Genomic DNA, 16,017 nt, shown 5'->3' with positions numbered 1-16,017 from the left:
CTATGCGTGTCGCCAGCAGCCAATACCAATCGCTGATTAATATATCGCTTCAGCAAAATCAGGAACGCATCAATTACCTGACCCAGCAAATGTCTTCGGGCTTGCGCATCCAGCTGCCCTCGGACGATCCAATCGGCAACGTGCGCATTTCGCGCCTGACGCGCGAGCAAGCCATGGTCACGCAATACCAGGACAATATCGCCACGGTGAAAGTGCGCCTGCTGAAGAACGAAAACTACCTGTCGAGCATGGTCACCGACATGGGCCAGGCGCGCGACCTGCTGGTGTGGGCTGCCGACGGCGGCAATGCGCCGGACGACCTGAATGCGATGACGCAGTCGCTGATCGCCATGCGCGACAGCGTACTGTACACGGCCAATCTGAAGGACCAGGAAGGCCGCTACATGTTTTCCGGCACCGCTACCGACCAACCCGCCATCAAATACGATCCGGCAGCAACTGCAGGTTCGCGCTACGCCTACATCGGCAATACCGACACGCAGACCGTGGTGGTGGGCAATGGCGTCACACAGGCGGCCAACGTAGACGTGAAGAACCTGGAAGTATGGCTGAACAAGATCGACCAGGCCATCACCACCCTCGGTACGAAGGGCGTCAGCCCCAACGATCCGGCCGTGCGCAGCGTGGTGGTCGCCGCGCTCGATGGCACCGATGACGGCATGGATTTACTCTCTGGCAAGATCGCCATCTTCGGCGGCGCGCAAAACATCCTCACCACGCTCTCCGGCAACCTGGCCAATGTGTCGCTGTCGAACAATTCGGCCCTGCTGGACCTGAAAAAGACCGACATGGGTGCGGCAGCCATTGAACTGACCGGCTACCAGACGGCCCTGCAGGCAACCTATAAAGCCTACGCCAAGGTTGGCACTATTTCCCTGTTTGATCTTCTCTGACCATCATGCAAATCGTTCAGACCTCCTCCACTTCCGGCGTCAATGCCAAAGGCGCCGGCACAGCCCGCGTCGTCGATGACGCGTCCGCCGCCATCAGCGGCAGCGCCAGCGCGCGCAGCGAGGCGCCGGCGGCAAGGAGGTCGGCGGCGGGCCTGCAGCGCGGCCTGAGCAACTGGGATCACCAGTTGCAGGGGGAAATTTCTAACGCACAACAAACCCTGGACTACCTGGAACGCAGCAGCAGCCAGTTGCAGTCGCTGAAAAGCGAGCTGGCGGCCAAGCTGGCAGCGCGCCTGGGCCGCGAAGGGCAAGTCGAGGCAAGAGTACGCCAGTTCAGCAATACCTGGCGCCAGCGCGCCAGCGCCTCGGGCGGCACGCTGGACGCACAGCTCAGCTATACCAGCCCGCAGGCGTCACAGCAGAACTTCAGCATCCGCGGCCTGACCATGGCCAGTCTGCAGGAAGGCCCGCAGGAAGTGCTGGCCTTTTCCGTCGGCGGCGCGAACCAGGCCTTGCGCTCTGTGAATATCGAACCTGGCCTGAGCGAGAATGAAATCGTTTCCCGCTTCGACCGTGCACTGATGCCGTCCGGCATCGGCGTCAAACTGGGCGAGAATGGCGAACTGGTGTTCAGCACGTCGGAAGCGGCCTGGGCCAACGTGCGCGACAGCCTGTCGGTGCGCGGCAGCGGCATCCGCTACCCGACCGGCCAGATGAGCCGCGTGCGCACGGATGCGGAACCGGCCGCCATTACCCCGGAAGAATGGCATACCGGCGACATGGAAGCCCTGCGCGCCACCTTGCAGCAAGTGGTCCAGGCGCTGGCGCGGTTGCAGGCGGCGCGCAGTTCCGTCAGCCTGGCCCTGGCGCAGGCCACGGGACGGGTGGCACGGGCGCAACCGGTGCAAGTGAACGTCAGCATGGATACGCTGGCCGAAAACTTCACGCAAAAGGCCAGCCAGCCTGGCTATGAGTCGCTGCTGGCGATCAGTTCGGCGCTGGTCGGCATCAGCCGCGAGCGCGTCGTCGCCCTGCTGGGCCTGGAGTAAGTTCGCCCCCCCCCGCGTGCGCTATCTTGGCGCACGCAGCAATAAACGGGGCCTGCCCCCTAGCCCAGGATGGTGGAAATCCGTAAGATGCTGGTGTCGCTTGCTTATTAGCCAATACGCCAGCGCATCCTGCCATCCATTTCCGGAGTTCCCTTGATAAAAACCGCCGCCCGGCTGATCAGTTACGCCCTGCTGGGCAAATCCGACAAGCAGCCACTCGATATCGCCAAGGTGCGCAAGGTATTGATTTTGCGCAACGACAAGATCGGCGACATGATCGTGACCTCCGCACTGCTGCGCGAGCTGAAAAAGAACTATCCGCACTGGCAGATCGACGTGGCAGCCAGCAGCGCCAACCGCGACATCATCGCCGACAATCCGCATGTGAGCGACATCCTCATTTGGGACAAGCAGCCGCTGCTGCGCGATTTGCGCACCACCATCGCCGAGCTGCGCCGACGCCGCTACGACGTCATCTTCAACCCCTACAACCGTTTTTCGATTCCCTTGCTGCTGCGCATCAAATGGCTGGGCGCGCGCTATTTGACGGGCTTTGCCATTCCAAAGTATGGCACCTCGACGGAAAATCTGGGCATGTTCGACCATACTGTGCCCTGCGACCGCAGCCGCCACATTCTGCACAGCTTTTTCGCCACGTTCGGGCAATTTGGCCTGCGCGACATCGACATGCGCTATGAACTGTTCGGTGTCGATGCGCACGCGGCACAGGTCGACGCCGCCTGCGACACCCTGCTGCGTAGCTATGAAGGCTTGTTCTGCCTCAACTTCCAGGGCAGCAATGCGCAACGCACGGTCAGCGTGGCTGACGCCCAGCGCTGCTGCGCCACCCTGGCGGCACGCTATCCGCGCCATGCGCTGCTGGTGATCGCCGCGCCGGGCACCGAGGCGCGCGCCGCCGAAATCGTGGACGGTGCCGGCCATGCCAACGTGATGGCCGCACCACCCACCGGCCACATCCTCGAACTGGCGGCCCTGATCCGCCGCTGCGAACTGGTGCTGTCGCCCGACACCTCGGTGATCCACATCGCCTCGGCGTATGACAAGAAAATCGTCGGCTACTACATCCGCACCGATAACTACCGCTGGTTTTACCCGGCCAGCCGCCACTACCGTGTCATCCTGGCGCCTGGCCTGACCTTGGCCAAGGTCAGCGACGCCGACACCCTGGCCGCCGTGGAACAGCTGATGGAGGGCGAAGGGCAGGCGCAGGAAACCGTTCAGCCAGCCGCCTGAGCCGCCAGCAGGCGGTCCATTTGCCCTGCCGGCAGCGCGTGGGAGAAGAAATACCCCTGCGCATAATCGCAGCCGGCAGCGCGCAGCAGATCGCGCTGCGACGCCGTTTCCACCCCTTCGGCCACGACTTTCAGTCCCAGCCGCTGCGCCAGCGCAATGATCGATTCGCACAGGCCCAGCCCGGCATCGTCGCGTTCCAGTTCGCCGACCAGGGAACGGTCAATCTTGAGAAAGTCGATATCGGCTGTTTTCAGGCACGCGAGCGACACTTGCCCGCTGCCGAAATCGTCGAGCGCCAGCGCCAGGCCCATGGCGCGAAACTGGCGCAGCCGGTCGGCCACCTGGCATGCCTTGTCGAGCAGCACCGCTTCTGTTGTTTCGATAACGATGGCGCCCGACGCCAGGCCCTGCCGCGCCAGGTGCCCGCCCCAGTCCTGGTACAGCGCACCGTCGCAGCGAAATTCCACGGCCGACTTGTTGATACTGATCTGTAGCGCGGCACCATGCTCGTCTTGCCACTGCCGTGCCTGGCGCACGACCTGGCGAAACACCCACTCGCCGATATCGATGATCAGGCCGTTCGTCTCGGCAAAAGCGATGAAGTCGGCGGGCAGCAACAGGCCGCGCAGCGGATGGCGCCAGCGCAGCAGCGCCTCGGCCCGCTCGATGGCGCCATCGCGCAGGCGGATGATGGGCTGGTAATGCACTTCAAATTGCTCATGCGTCAGGGCCAGGCGCATCTCGCGCACCGTATGGCGGCGCACTTCGGCCGCCTGCTGCAACGCCGGCGTGAAATAGCTGTAGCCGTTGCGCCCCCCGTTCTTGGCCGCATACATGGCCTGATCGGCATGCCGCAGCAAGCTGTCCGGCGTATCGCCGTCAGCTGGATACAGCGCCACGCCCACGCTGGCCGACACGTGCACCGTATCGCCGTCAAGCACGAAAGGCTGGGTCAGCCCGGCCGTCAGTTCCTGCAGCACACGCTCGATGCCACCCAACTGCCCCACGCCGGCCAGGATGACGGTGAACTCGTCGCCGCCCAGGCGCGCTACCGTATCGGTGGCGCGCACGCGTTCGCTGATGCGCCGCGCCGCCTGGCGCAGCAGCATGTCGCCCTTCTCGTGGCCCAGACGGTCATTCACCTGCTTGAAATGGTCGAGGTCGATGAACAGCAGGGCCAGGCAAGTGCCTTCGCGCCTGGCGTGGTGCGCCTCGTGCTGCAGCCGGTCGAGAAACATGTGGCGGTTCGGCAAGCCCGTCAGCTCATCGAAATTGGCTTGCCGCCAGATGCGCTCGGATGCTGCGCGCTGCGCCGTGATGTCGCTGACCAGCGCCAGCGCACCCAGATAGGTGCCGCCGGAGTCGAAGATGGGATTGGTGGCCAGGGTGGCCCACAGGGTGCTGCCATCACGCCGCAGGAACTTGAATTCGTGGCGTTCGGCAATGCCAACCTGGCGCCGCGCAATATTGCGCTCCAGGATGGCGCGTCCCTCGTCATCCATGAAGGCCACCAGCGGTTGGCCCAGCATATCCTCGATCTGGCAGCCAAGCATGTGCGCCATCTTCGGATTGACAAAGCTGGTCAGCGCCTGCGCATCGATTTCCCAGATCCCCTCCTCGGCGCTGTGCACGATGCGCCGGAAGCGTTCTTCGCTGCGTTCAAGCGCCGCCAGTTTGCCCTCGGCCTGCTCCAGCACCAGGCGCAAGGCCTGGCCGTTCGGGTCGGCGCTACCTAGCAGGCAGACGGGCAAGCCGGCCTCGCGCGCGCCGGGACGGGACTGCACCTGCAGCTGGATACGCTCGGGCTCGCTGCTATTGAGCACGCGCTGCACGAAGCGCTCGTAATCGTGACGAAACGCCTCGTGCACATAGGAGCGGAACAGCACGTGGCCGGGCCGTTCCCGGGGCAGGCCGAACAGCTCGGCCGCCACCAGGTTGACTTGCAGGATCACGCCATCGAGTCCCAGCACGAAATGGGCGACGGGCGCCAGCAGGTATAAATCGTTGAAATAGGCTTGCTCGCGTTCAGCCTCCACCCGTTCCGGGCTGAAGACGCCATCATCAAGCAGGGGCGCGGCATGCAGCGGCATGCCGTCGTGGCAGCGTGGAGAGAAATCCGGAACAGGTACCGCTTGCGGTGGCGTATCCATGGCTGTCCTTTGCACTGCCGCCCTGGCAAAAAGGTGGGTGCAGTACCGAGACTAGCATGTGCAAAGCGCAGTGTCGAGCAAAGCACGCAGGTAGGCCAATTTCACCACAAGCACGGGCCGTCAAGCCCCCTGCGCCGGCAGCACAGCGGTGCGCGAGCGGCCACGCACAAGTGCATGCCAGCTGGCGCGCAGGGCAAGCAGGCAGGCATCGGCGAACATGGCGGCGCCCCCGTTGAGGCGCCGGCGCAATACGTGTGCCGCCATCCAGTAGCGGCCGGAGCCATACAGCTGCTTGACCAGCCTGCGCACGGCGGCCGCATGCATCATGGCATCGTCGCACATGAGCAGATAGTCGCGCAACGCCACGTCGTCCAGCACCCGGCCAAAGTTGAAAAAACCATGGAAACCAAAGGTGGGACCGGTGGGCACAACGCATTCGAAGGCAAAGCTGGAGGCCAGACTGGCATCGGCAAAGCGCACGCCAAAATCCTCGCGCAACTGGTCGCCATGCAACTCGCAGATCGCATAGTCCTCGCGACGGACTTGCGTGATGGCCAGCTGTGGCAAGACTTCGTACAGGCGCCGCGATCGCAGCGAAAAACCGCCATTGCCGACGGCCACGGGGCGATGCGACCACGGTGCGCCTATGTAGTCACAGTCCAGGAAAGCGCTTTGCCATTGACGCGCATCCACGATGAAACCGTCCCACTGCATGATGAGCACATGCGTGCCCTTGAAATGGTCGCCCAGCTCATGCACCACGAATGCCGAATACGCCTCCACGCTCTCGATGGGGGCGATCAACACCTGGCGCATATGAGGGGGCAAGTCATGCAGGCGGGATGTGAAGAGCAGGCATTCCTTGAAATCGGCGCCGGCCAGACAGCGCTCGATGGCAAAGCTGGCCAGCTCGGGATAACGCGTTTCCACGCACACCAGACTGATGTTGCGGAGGTCCAGCTTGTCATTATGCATCGCGGACTTTTCATCGGAGTGTACGGCGGAAGGCATGACAGGCGCGGGCATGCCATATTTTTGCAACGCACGCGTCATGCAGCGCAAACCGGAGCCATACAAGAGGCATGGCCGCCCCTCCCCACCGCCGTGCGAACGGTTCAGCGGCCCATGCTGCGCCGGCGCAAGCCGAAGTCATGGCCCACCACCAGCAAGGTGCTGGCCACCAGGCTGGACAGGCCCACGATCAGCTGGATCAGCTTGTCGTCAGGCAAGATCCACAGCGACGAGTCAGGCGCCTCGCAGCCCGTCGCCGCGCTGATCAGGGGAGAGACCCAGGCCGCGTCCGGCGTCACGTCCAGCACGACGGCGCCGTCGGCGCTGGTCTGCATATAGATATCGCCCCCTTCAGCCAGGGTAAAGCAGATGCCCACGCCCGTTTCCGTGGCACGGATATTGTCCTGCATGCTGCGGTTATGCTCCTCGATCCACACTTCCACGTCGTACGGCGTTTCCAGGTGCTCCCAAGGACAGGGGCGAAAACGGGGACGTTCGTCCGGGCTGACGGGGGTGTCGGGAATGTTGCTGTCTGCTACGCCTTGCATGCTCGTTGACCTTTTCTGCGGTGATGCGGCGGGACCGGTTGCCCGCCTGCCGCCATTATCCACCGTTCATGGCCAGCATGGTATTGCTGGCACACATTCATCAGATAAACTGATAGCTATCAACTTTTAACATCAACATACCTGACTTAAAATACGCGCTATCTCTTCTTTACAGGCTTTACATGCAAGGCATCAAACGCAAAATCGTCTACGTCACCGCCTTTGAAATCATCGGCATGGCCATTTCCACGGCTTGGCTGACCCTGCTTTCGGGCGAATCGCCCACCAGCACGGGCCCGCTGGCGATCATGATCACCACCATTGCCGTGATCTGGAACCTGCTCTACAACACGGCCTTCGAATACTGGGAAATCCGCCAAGTGTCACGCACCCGCACCGTCTGGCGCCGCATCCTGCACGCGATCGGCTTCCAGATCACGCTGGTGATCTACCTGATCCCGCTGATCGCCTGGTGGCTGAACATCAGCCTGTGGCAAGCCTTCGTGCTGGACTTCGCCCTGATGCTGATTATCCCGTGCTACAGCTTCATCTTCAACTATTTCTTCGATGGCCTGTTCGGCGTGCCCCTGTCGGCGCAGCAGCCGAAGGAAGAAGCGACCGGACTTCAGGGTGCCACTGCCGGCACTTCGGTCAGCAACTGAAGAAAGGACCGCGCCGCCATGCCCAGCGGCCGGTCCTTCATCCACACCAGGTGGATGGGCACGACCAGGCCATTGCCCGTATTCTTGAACGCCACGCGGCGCACCCGCCCAGCCGCCAGCGAGTGGGCAATGGCCGAGGCGGCAAAGTTACCCCACCCCAGTCCCGCCTCCACCATCGCCAGCGCCATCGGCAAACTGTCGGTGCGCCAATAAGACAGTCCGACGACGGGGCGCGCATCGGCCAGGTCCAGTTCGCGGCTGGCCACGATGATCTGCCGCAAATTCACCAATTCCTCGATATACAGGGGCCGGCCCGCCGCACTGGGCGGATGCTGGGTGGAAATAATTGCCAGCAAGGCATCACTACCCACCAACTGGAACTGTTCCTCGTGATTGATGCGCCCTCCAGCGAAGGCCATGCAGGCGCTGATGCGGCCGCGGTGCAGCATGTCAAGCACATCGTCCTGCGGCGCCGTCAGCACCTCGATGTCGAGCAGCGGATGGCGCTGCGACAGCGCGCGCACGGCGGCCAGGAAAGGTGCATGGTCGAGCTCGGCCGCGATGCCCAGCGAAATGCGGCTTTCCAGTCCCTGCGACAATTCCTGTACGTGCAGGTGCAACTGCTTCAACTGCTCGGCGATCAGGCGCGCGTGGGGCATCAGCGCCATCGCAGCAGGCGTGGGCACGGCTTCGCGCGCGCCGCGGTCAAACAGGGCGATGCCCAGTTCCGCCTCGATGTTGGCAATGGCCATGCTGACAGCCGATGGCGCCCGGCGCAAGGCGCGCGCGGCGGCCGAGAACGAACCGCCGTCGACGACGGCCAGGAACAGTTCGATGTTATGGCTGGACAGTTTCATGGGAAGCTGAAGTGGGAATTCACCGGGAACGCCCCATGAATTTTGAGGACATGGCGGCGCACCGGACACGATAGCGTGCCCGAACCGCCATATCACGATGACTGATCAAACAAACGCCTGACAAAACCGTCGCGAGCGGCAATGATTTGTGGCCGAGACGCGCAGCCGTACCATGGTACGGCGAGCATCACAGGCCGCAAAGCGCGCCGCGCGAGGTTTAGTCAGGTGCTTAACCTTTCCAGGTGCGCTGCAAGCCAGTATCGGCATGAATCCAGCCGCCACGGGGGCCGGAGCGGTAATAAAAGCCCACGCCACCCTGTTTGAAACTGCGCACCAGGGAACCGAGCACTTCCGCGTTCAGGTTGGCGACGCGGATGTCTGCGGCGCGGCCCGAGATGTGCAGCGACTGACGCGCGGCCGGCACGCCCGCTTCGCGCAGCCGGCTGTTCGACTCGGCCGTGCGGTAGCCCGACAGGATCTCCAGCGGCTGCTCGATGCCGTAGCGGGCCACAAACGCTTGCGTGCCCCACAGGGTTTCCAGCAGTTTCGGGTCGATGGGCGCCGTCTTCTTGCCGTTCACGTCGCGTAGCAAATGGCACAGTTCCTGGTAGGCCGAATCGATGACTTCGCCATCTTTCCAGTACAGCAGCCTGGCCTTCTCATTGCTGGCAGGACGCACCACTTCCAGGGTGCGGGGCTTGAGCCAGAATTCCAGATCCAGCGCCTGCGCATCGAATATATCGGGAGGCGGTTCCATCTCCGTGATGGCCTGGCGCGACTGCGAAGTGATCGAACGGTCGACGCTGGCCAATTGCGTCGGCTGGGGTGGCACGCCAGTGCGCGGCGCGCGCGGCTTGGCGCTGGCAGAAGCCGAGGCGGGGGCGGCCGTGCGCGAGGCGCAGCCGATGAGAGGAGTGGCGACCAGGCCCAGCGCGGCCAAGCCCATACCGTTGTGTAAAAAATTTCTGCGCGATGCCATAGTCAGTCCAATTTAACGATGGGAATACTATAGCGTATTGTGCTGCGAAGAAAAACCCTCAATGCCTATCGTGTCGCCCTCATTTCAGCATCTGGCACCCTACGCAGCGACGGCGGTGGCCGCGACGTCCTGCTTTGCCTGCGCCAGTGCCGTCAGCGGTTTGTCCAGCAAATAGCCCTGCGCCACGATGGGCAAACCCGTGATGGCGGCGACGCGCTGCAGCGAAGCCAGCGCCGCTGGCGTGTCGAGGCGTTTGAAGATGACGCGAATTTTGGCCGCATGGCACAGTGTGACGAAGCTGGCAACGGCCTGCTCGTCGCTGAGGTTGCCCGCGTCAAGCTTGAACGCATGCGGGTGCAAGCGCTCCAGCATGCCGCTTGCCTCGTGCACGCTGGCCACGTTGATGGCCAGGCGGAACCCGTTGCGACGGTAATTGTCGGCCACGTAGTTGAGCAGCCAGCCCTGGTTCGGTGTCACTGCGGGCAATTGCAGCACGATGCGCTCGATGGGCAAGCCCAGCGCGTCGAGGATGCGCTGGAAGGCATGGCCATGATTGCTGCTGACGGCACTCAGCAGGCGGTCGTGCACGTTCAGGTACAAGTCTGACTGCTCTGCTTCGCTCTGGCGGAAAAAGTTAATCGCATGCAACATGCGGCACAGCCGGTCCAACTCCACGGATTCATCGTCGCTGGCCGCATGGTCGAGCAAACGCCACAGCGACAAGCCCTCGTCCGCCTTCGACACGCTGCGCGCCAGTCCCTCGAACGCCACCAGTTTGCCGCTGCCCAGTTCGCGCAGCGGCTGGAAAGCGCTGGTCATGGTGCAATTGAAAAAGCGCCCCAGCGCCCTGCCCTCCCCGTCAAGCCAGACACTGGTGCCGGCCTGGGTTTGATGCGACAAGCGGGCCAGGTAATTTTGCAGGACGGGAAATGGCATGGATGCTCCTTCATCGGGCTGCGCCGGCATCCCTCGTGGGGAAGGCGGCGCCAAAGTGTGCAGAGTAAGGCAGCGCCAGGCAATGGAGAACGAATGGTTTCGCCCTTTGATATGCGGCCAGCAAATAAGAACACCGCAATGGACAGCGCATAACGATAGTCGGAAACATTCCTTCCCGCCACAGACGCCCGCCTTTACTGTGGGCATGTACCAAGACCATCAGGAAGGGCCGCCATGTGCCAGTTACTCGCAATGAACAGCAGCAAGCCGGCCGCGCTGGGATTTTCCTTTGCCGGTTTTGCCGAGCGGGGAGGACGCACGGACGAGCACCGCGACGGCTGGGGCATCGCCTATCATTCCAGTAGCGGCTGCACCTTGCTGACGGATCACCTGGCCGCCGTCGATTCGCCGCTGGCTGCCGCCGTGCAGCAGCATCCCGTGAAGGCGAAAAACATCGTCGCGCACATCCGCAAGGCCACGCAGGGCCGCATCGCACCGGAAAACACCCATCCGTTCGCCCGCGAACTGTGGGGCAAGACCTGGTCCTTCGCCCACAATGGCGACTTGAAAACGTGGCGCCCGCCTGCCAATGCCTACTACCGTGCCAGCGGCGACACGGACAGCGAACAAGCCTTTTGCCACCTGCTGGCCCGCTTGCGCACGCAGTTTCCCCTGGGCGTACCGACGCGCGCCGCCCTGCGCGCGGCTATCGCCGAGGTCGCCACGGACATCGCCGCGCACGGCAGTTTCAACTTCATCCTGTCGGACGGCGAACTGCTGTTTGCCCACTGCTCCACGCATTTGCACTATGTGATACGCGAATACCCATTTTCCGTAGCGCAACTGATCGACTGCGAGCGCAGCATCGACTTTCGCCAGCACAACCACCTGGACGACCGCATCGCCGTGATCGCCACGCATCCCCTGACGCAAAACGAAGACTGGCTGGCGTTCGCGCCCGGCGAACTGAAAATGTTTGCCGGCGGCACCTTGCTGCCGGCAAACGATAGCGCGCAACAAGGCGTGTATATCCAGATCAGTTACTGAAGGGAAATATTCAAAGGGGGGGGAAGGCCCGCCGCCGGATGGGCGGGCTGAGGCGCCAACGGTAAGTCAGGCCGAATTGCAGTTGCAAAAGCGCTTGCGCTTGGGGTCGCCGCTGGAGATGCCTGCGGGGTCAATCTGTTTCCAGCAAAAAATCGTTTCCACGCCATACGGCGAACGCACATTGCCCGCCTCGATATATCCCTGCTTGACGAAAAAGGCCTGGCTGCTGGCCGTGCTGTGCAATTGCAGGGCCTTGATGCCCCACTCGCGCGCCTGCGCTTCCAGCTGTTCCACCAGCGCCTTGCCCGCGCCCCGGCCTTGCGCCTCGGGCAGCAGGTAGCACAGGGCCAGCTTGCCGGCGCGCGTCAGCAAACCGACGCCGACGACGGCGCCATGCTCGATTGCGACCAGCGAAAAATTGGTAGGCGACGCAAACCAGCACGCCACCATCTGCGGTGTTTTATTGCCCAGCCAAGCTTCCAGGATGACCGGATCGTCCCGATGATCGAGGCTGCAGCATTCGACGATGGAGCGTCGTAATACGTTGCACGCCTCGAAAGCGTCGGTCGATGTTGCAATACGAATTTCAAGACTCATGTACGCTCACAAAATATTCCAGTTGCCGATGCAGACGGTTTTGCCCCTGTATCGCGCCGTTCGACTATACACCAAGCGGCGCGATCGGGTTTTTTCGCGCCACGCCACGGGACGGATTTGCCTATGACGGACTTCTTGCAGGCTAAGCCTTGACTGTCGTCTTGCCCACGAATCATTTCAAAAATCGATATCTGTTTTTCAGCGCAAACGGGAATCGGATCTAAGCATATTACGAAAAATTCGTTTCTTTTCCGGCCGGAATTTTAGACTATGACTGTCTATTCTCACAATAAGAGTTCAACATGACCCATTCCAACGCCGTATCGACTGCCGCAGCGACACTCACCCAACGCTCGCGCCGCTGGTTCCTGGCCAGCGCCCTGGCCGCTTCCGCTGCCGCCATGAGCCTGCCGATGGCCGCCAGCGCCGCCGAACCCGTGGTCTTGCTGAACGCCTCGTACGACGTGATGCGCGAACTGTTCAAGGATGTGAATCCCGCATTTATTGCTGATTGGAAAGCCAAAACGGGCGAAACCATCACCATCAAGCAGTCGCACGGCGGCTCGAGCAAGCAGGCGCGCTCCGTTGCCGATGGCCTGGAAGCGTCCGTCGTGACCATGAACCAGGCGAATGACATCGATATCCTCGTCGACCGTGGCCTGGTGGTGGCCGACTGGGCCAAGAAGTTCCCGAACAATGCGGCGCCGTTCTATTCCACCATGGTGTATCTGGTGCGCAAAGGCAACCCGAAACACATCAAGGATTGGGACGACCTGGCCAAGCCCGGCATCAAGGTCATCGTGCCGAACCCGAAAACCTCGGGCAACGGCCGCTACACCTATCTGGCAGCCTGGGGCTATGCCGTGAAAAAAGGTGGCAGCGAAGCGCAGGCGCGCGAGCTGGTGACCAAGCTGTTCAAGAACGTGCCCGTGCTCGACGGCGGCGGCCGCGGCGCCACCACCACCTTCACGCAGCGTGAAATCGGCGACGTGCTGGTGACGTTTGAAAACGAAGTACAACTGGTGCGCGCCGAATTCGGCGACAACTTCGAAGTGGTCTATCCGAGCATCTCCATCCTGGCCGAGTCGCCAGTGGCCGTCGTCGACAAGGTGGTCGACCGCCGCGGCATCCGCAAGGAAGCCACGGCCTACCTGCAATACCTGTACTCGGAACCGGGCCAGGAACTGGTCGCCAAGCACTACCTGCGTCCCCGTTCGGCAGCCGTCGCGAAGAAATATGCGGCCAGCTTCAAGCCGATCTCCCTGTTTACCATCGACGATGTCTTTGGCGGCTGGAAACAAGCACAAAAGAAACATTTTGACGATGGCGGCGAATTCGACAAGATTTATCAGAAGTAAGCTTGCGCTGTATCAACAAAAACCGGGACTTGTCCCGGTTTTTTCATGTCCGCCCGGTTTGCGCATATCGATATGCGCATCGATTCGTGGTCAAAAGCGTGCGCGCGCCGTACTCTGGCCATGTCGCGCCGCACGGCGTATTACGGGCACAAAGGAAAAATCATGGCTATCTCGGAAGTGAATGTACGCAACCAGTTTCGCGGCAAGATCAAGGAAATCATCTTTGGCCCCGTGGTCTCGGAAGTGGACGTGGAAACGCCGCACGGCATCGTCACTTCGGTGATCACCTCGCGCTCGATCAAGGACCTGGACCTGAAAGTGGGCAGCGAAGTCATCGCCCTGGTGAAATCGACGGAAGTGTCGATCGCCAAGATCCAGTAAGCACAGCAGCGCCGCTGATCGCCCCGCCCCGCCAAGTGCGGGGCGTTTGCATTACAGGCTAATCGCGAAACAAATACGTGAATGTGCGGCTGACGGGCAACTTTTCCGTGCTGCCGCGCACCAGTACCTGCATGCGCTCGGCGTCGATACGTTCGGCCGCCTCGATGGCTTTCACGTTGACCATGGTGCCGCGGTGGATTTGCCAGAACTGGTCGGGATCAAGACCGCCCAGCAAATCCTTCAGCGGCGTGCGCACCAGCGCTTCCGAGCCGGCCAGCACCACGCGCGTGTACTTGGTGTCGGCCTGAAAAAACAGCACGTCGTCGATGTCGATCAAACGGATCTGCTTGCCCACGCTGGCCTTGATCCATTTCAACTTGTCGCGCGGAGCGGCCGGCAACGCCGCGCGCAGCGACTGCAATAAATTGGCCATGTCGGCCGGCTGGGCCCCGAGCTTGTCGCGCAAACGCGCCAGCGCCCGCTGCAGTCGCCCAGCCTGCACGGGTTTCAACAGGTAGTCGACGGCGCCCGCGTCGAACGCATCAACGGCGTACTGGTCATAGGCCGTGACAAACACCACGTGGGCGCGCTTGCCGATGCGCTCGGCCACTTCCAGGCCCGACAGGCCAGGCATGCGGATATCGAGAAAGACCACGTCCGGCTCGTGCTCGAGGAAGCCGTCCCAGGCATCGTTGCCGTTTTCCGCCGCCAGTACGATGCGCGCCTCGGGCCAGGCCAGCGCCAGCATCGTTTGCAGGCGCTCGCGCATCAAAGGTTCGTCTTCGGCGATCAGGATGGTGGTGTTCATGCGGCGGCTTCTTTCAGGCTGGATGCAATTTTGATGGACAGCAATATTTCAGCGATCACGCCGCCCTCTTCACCGTCGCGCACGATCAGGCTGGCGGACGGATCGGACAGCAACAGCCGGCTGCGCACGTTTTCCAGGCCCAGACCACTTTCCTGCGCGCTCTCCGCGCCGCTTTCTGGCAAACCCATGCCCGTATCCTGCACGCGCAGGCGCAGCATGCCATCCACCAGCAGCGCCGACAGGCGGATCTCGCCGCCGCGCAAGGAGGGTTCAATACCGTGCTTGATGGCATTTTCCGCCAAGGTCAGCAAGATCATGCTGGGTATCGTCGCGTGCGCAAACTCGGCCGGCAAATCCAGTGTGTAGCGCAGGCGGGCGCCCATGCGCGCCTGCATCACACGCAAATACGCCGCCACCATGTCGAATTCGCTATGCAGCGGCACTTGCTCGCTGCGCATCTCCGCCAGGCTGGCGCGCAAAAATGCGATCAGGTCGGCTGTCAACGCTGCGGCCTTGCCGGCGCCTTGCTCACCCTGCTCGGCCAGCTGCTGCACCGCACCCAGGGTATTGAACAGGAAATGCGGTTCGATCTGGGCACGCAACAGCCGCAGCTGCGACTCGCTCAGTTCGCGCGCCAGGCGGTCGCGCTCGGCACCTTGCTGCAGTTGCAGAGTCAGTGCTTCGTACTGGCGGTTGCGCCACATGGCGACTATTCCCAGCGGCACGAAGTAAAGCAGGCTCACCACCAGCAGGGCGATACCCAGGTTGCGCGCGAGCTTCTCCGGCGAGAGCAGCATGGGCCGGTCGCTGAAGATGGTCGCCGCGCCCATACCGACAGCCAGGCCGCCCATGCACGCCAGCAAAATGCGCAGCAAGGGCTTGAATGACCTGTTTGCCACCAGCATGCGGTAGTTGAACCAGACGCCCATCAGGCCACAAGCGAGCGAAAAGCCGATCAGGTTGCTCAACACCAGCGATACAAGCCAGCTCAGCTTTTCCGGCCACAGCAGTTGCTGCAGCACGCCTACCGCAGTGAAGGGAATGAGCAGCTTGGCGGCCGCCTTGTAGAAGCGGGCGCCGCGGTATTTCAACAGGAACTCACGGAATTGCTGACGTTCTATCCATGACATGGTGGCCAGCCGCTCGCCGATATAGCGCCGGTAGCCGGCCGGCAAAGTAGCAGCGGCGTCGGGCGATTCCAGCACCAGGATGGCGTCGTCGTCCATTTGCTGGTGCAATTGCTTGATTTTTCCCCACATATTGCGTTCTCCTCGATAAGTTCAACATGCATGAACGCAGTTTGGGGGCGGGATGGGCAGGCGCACAGGGGGAAATGACCAGGCACGATTTTGCGGGTACCAGCGACGATGGCGACCTGCCTTATATGATGCGCAGCAAGATTGCAGAAAGAATATTAGATTTCTTAAATGAAATCAATAATACGGCGACAATTTTCAGTGAGGCAA

16 protein-coding genes are annotated in these 16,017 nt (G+C 62.1%); 7 read left to right on the top strand and 9 right to left on the bottom strand.

The genetic code is table 11. The features are described from left to right. Positions 1-2 precede the first annotated feature (2 nt). The 3 genes from flgL to CLU92_RS03860 all read left to right on the top strand — a co-directional run bounded on the left by flgL (position 3) and on the right by CLU92_RS03860 (position 3,217). A complete protein-coding gene (gene flgL, locus CLU92_RS03870) occupies positions 3-914 on the top strand; it encodes a flagellar hook-associated protein FlgL (protein WP_101480804.1) in 912 nt (303 codons plus the stop codon). 5 nt (positions 915-919) lie between these two features. Next, the gene (locus CLU92_RS03865; RefSeq protein WP_257560965.1) at positions 920-1,963 is read left to right on the top strand and encodes a hypothetical protein; all 1,044 of its coding nucleotides are present in this window, start codon (positions 920-922) and stop codon (positions 1,961-1,963) included. Positions 1,964-2,116: 153 nt separating this feature from the next. Next, positions 2,117-3,217, top strand: a complete 1,101-nt coding sequence (locus CLU92_RS03860; protein ID WP_101480803.1) for a glycosyltransferase family 9 protein — start codon at positions 2,117-2,119, stop codon at positions 3,215-3,217. Here the strand turns inward: CLU92_RS03860 and CLU92_RS03855 are convergent. From CLU92_RS03855 to CLU92_RS03845, 3 genes are all read right to left on the bottom strand, one after another. Then, on the bottom strand, positions 3,202-5,367 hold the full coding sequence (locus CLU92_RS03855; protein ID WP_180338420.1) for a bifunctional diguanylate cyclase/phosphodiesterase: 2,166 nt from the start codon (positions 5,365-5,367) through the stop codon (positions 3,202-3,204). The two genes, CLU92_RS03860 and CLU92_RS03855, sit on opposite strands and share 16 nt — an antisense overlap. A gap of 120 nt (positions 5,368-5,487) precedes the next feature. After that, positions 5,488-6,342, bottom strand: coding sequence for a DUF5672 family protein (locus CLU92_RS03850; RefSeq protein ID WP_143452524.1), 855 nt, complete (start codon positions 6,340-6,342; stop codon positions 5,488-5,490). A 140-nt stretch (positions 6,343-6,482) separates the two neighbouring features. Continuing rightward, positions 6,483-6,926 (bottom strand): hypothetical protein, encoded by a 444-nt coding sequence (locus CLU92_RS03845; RefSeq protein ID WP_101480801.1) that lies wholly within the window; start codon positions 6,924-6,926, stop codon positions 6,483-6,485. 182 nt (positions 6,927-7,108) lie between these two features. Here CLU92_RS03845 and CLU92_RS03840 point away from each other — a divergent pair, with 182 nt between their 5' ends. Continuing rightward, on the top strand, positions 7,109-7,588 hold the full coding sequence (locus tag CLU92_RS03840) for a PACE efflux transporter (protein ID WP_101480800.1): 480 nt from the start codon (positions 7,109-7,111) through the stop codon (positions 7,586-7,588). Here the strand turns inward: CLU92_RS03840 and CLU92_RS03835 are convergent. The 3 genes from CLU92_RS03835 to CLU92_RS03825 form a co-directional block, all read right to left on the bottom strand. Further along, positions 7,552-8,445 (bottom strand): LysR family transcriptional regulator, encoded by an 894-nt coding sequence (locus CLU92_RS03835; RefSeq protein WP_101480799.1) that lies wholly within the window; start codon positions 8,443-8,445, stop codon positions 7,552-7,554. The genes CLU92_RS03840 and CLU92_RS03835 overlap by 37 nt on opposite strands. A gap of 229 nt (positions 8,446-8,674) precedes the next feature. Next, positions 8,675-9,424 (bottom strand): YcbK family protein, encoded by a 750-nt coding sequence (locus CLU92_RS03830; protein ID WP_373917355.1) that lies wholly within the window; start codon positions 9,422-9,424, stop codon positions 8,675-8,677. A 99-nt stretch (positions 9,425-9,523) separates the two neighbouring features. Beyond that, positions 9,524-10,360, bottom strand: a complete 837-nt coding sequence (locus tag CLU92_RS03825) for an EAL domain-containing protein (protein ID WP_101480797.1) — start codon at positions 10,358-10,360, stop codon at positions 9,524-9,526. A gap of 234 nt (positions 10,361-10,594) precedes the next feature. Here CLU92_RS03825 and CLU92_RS03820 point away from each other — a divergent pair, with 234 nt between their 5' ends. Further along, on the top strand, positions 10,595-11,407 hold the full coding sequence (locus CLU92_RS03820) for a class II glutamine amidotransferase (protein ID WP_101480796.1): 813 nt from the start codon (positions 10,595-10,597) through the stop codon (positions 11,405-11,407). 66 nt (positions 11,408-11,473) lie between these two features. Here CLU92_RS03820 and CLU92_RS03815 read toward each other — a convergent pair whose 3' ends face one another. Next, the gene (locus CLU92_RS03815) at positions 11,474-12,004 is read right to left on the bottom strand and encodes a GNAT family N-acetyltransferase (RefSeq protein ID WP_101480795.1); all 531 of its coding nucleotides are present in this window, start codon (positions 12,002-12,004) and stop codon (positions 11,474-11,476) included. Positions 12,005-12,306: 302 nt separating this feature from the next. Here CLU92_RS03815 and CLU92_RS03810 point away from each other — a divergent pair, with 302 nt between their 5' ends. Continuing rightward, the gene (locus CLU92_RS03810) at positions 12,307-13,362 is read left to right on the top strand and encodes a sulfate ABC transporter substrate-binding protein (RefSeq protein ID WP_101480794.1); all 1,056 of its coding nucleotides are present in this window, start codon (positions 12,307-12,309) and stop codon (positions 13,360-13,362) included. Positions 13,363-13,524: 162 nt separating this feature from the next. Next, entirely contained in the window at positions 13,525-13,743 is a 219-nt protein-coding gene (locus tag CLU92_RS03805) for a molybdopterin-binding protein (RefSeq protein ID WP_034757699.1), read from the top strand. Between the two features lie 58 nt (positions 13,744-13,801). Here the strand turns inward: CLU92_RS03805 and CLU92_RS03800 are convergent, their stop codons facing one another. Both CLU92_RS03800 and CLU92_RS03795 read right to left on the bottom strand, forming a co-directional pair. Further along, entirely contained in the window at positions 13,802-14,551 is a 750-nt protein-coding gene (locus tag CLU92_RS03800) for a LytTR family DNA-binding domain-containing protein (RefSeq protein WP_101480793.1), read from the bottom strand. Then, positions 14,548-15,810 carry a sensor histidine kinase gene (locus CLU92_RS03795; RefSeq protein ID WP_101480792.1) on the bottom strand — a complete coding sequence of 421 codons (1,263 nt, stop codon included), beginning with the start codon at positions 15,808-15,810 and terminating at the stop codon, positions 14,548-14,550. Before CLU92_RS03795 ends, CLU92_RS03800 begins: the two co-directional genes overlap by 4 nt. Positions 15,811-16,017: the final 207 nt, after the last annotated feature.

The sequence above is a fragment of the Janthinobacterium sp. 61 genome (assembly GCF_002846335.1).
GTDB lineage: Bacteria > Pseudomonadota > Gammaproteobacteria > Burkholderiales > Burkholderiaceae_D > Janthinobacterium.
Note: the sequence above shows the minus strand (reverse complement) of the source record. Positions and strands in the feature narration are given on the sequence as shown.

Excerpts from the sequence above, each read along its gene's own strand:
- flgL (WP_101480804.1), top strand. The coding sequence starts at position 3 with ATGCGTGTCGCCAGCAGCCAATACCAATCGCTGATTAATATATCGCTT.
- CLU92_RS03865 (WP_257560965.1), top strand. The coding sequence starts at position 920 with ATGCAAATCGTTCAGACCTCCTCCACTTCCGGCGTCAATGCCAAAGGC.
- CLU92_RS03855 (WP_180338420.1), bottom strand. The coding sequence starts at position 5,367 with ATGGATACGCCACCGCAAGCGGTACCTGTTCCGGATTTCTCTCCACGC.
- CLU92_RS03850 (WP_143452524.1), bottom strand. The coding sequence starts at position 6,342 with ATGCATAATGACAAGCTGGACCTCCGCAACATCAGTCTGGTGTGCGTG.
- CLU92_RS03845 (WP_101480801.1), bottom strand. The coding sequence starts at position 6,926 with ATGCAAGGCGTAGCAGACAGCAACATTCCCGACACCCCCGTCAGCCCG.
- CLU92_RS03840 (WP_101480800.1), top strand. The coding sequence starts at position 7,109 with ATGCAAGGCATCAAACGCAAAATCGTCTACGTCACCGCCTTTGAAATC.
- CLU92_RS03835 (WP_101480799.1), bottom strand. The coding sequence starts at position 8,445 with ATGAAACTGTCCAGCCATAACATCGAACTGTTCCTGGCCGTCGTCGAC.
- CLU92_RS03830 (WP_373917355.1), bottom strand. The coding sequence starts at position 9,424 with ATGGCATCGCGCAGAAATTTTTTACACAACGGTATGGGCTTGGCCGCG.
- CLU92_RS03825 (WP_101480797.1), bottom strand. The coding sequence starts at position 10,360 with ATGCCATTTCCCGTCCTGCAAAATTACCTGGCCCGCTTGTCGCATCAA.
- CLU92_RS03820 (WP_101480796.1), top strand. The coding sequence starts at position 10,595 with ATGTGCCAGTTACTCGCAATGAACAGCAGCAAGCCGGCCGCGCTGGGA.
- CLU92_RS03815 (WP_101480795.1), bottom strand. The coding sequence starts at position 12,004 with ATGAGTCTTGAAATTCGTATTGCAACATCGACCGACGCTTTCGAGGCG.
- CLU92_RS03810 (WP_101480794.1), top strand. The coding sequence starts at position 12,307 with ATGACCCATTCCAACGCCGTATCGACTGCCGCAGCGACACTCACCCAA.
- CLU92_RS03805 (WP_034757699.1), top strand. The coding sequence starts at position 13,525 with ATGGCTATCTCGGAAGTGAATGTACGCAACCAGTTTCGCGGCAAGATC.
- CLU92_RS03800 (WP_101480793.1), bottom strand. The coding sequence starts at position 14,551 with ATGAACACCACCATCCTGATCGCCGAAGACGAACCTTTGATGCGCGAG.
- CLU92_RS03795 (WP_101480792.1), bottom strand. The coding sequence starts at position 15,810 with ATGTGGGGAAAAATCAAGCAATTGCACCAGCAAATGGACGACGACGCC.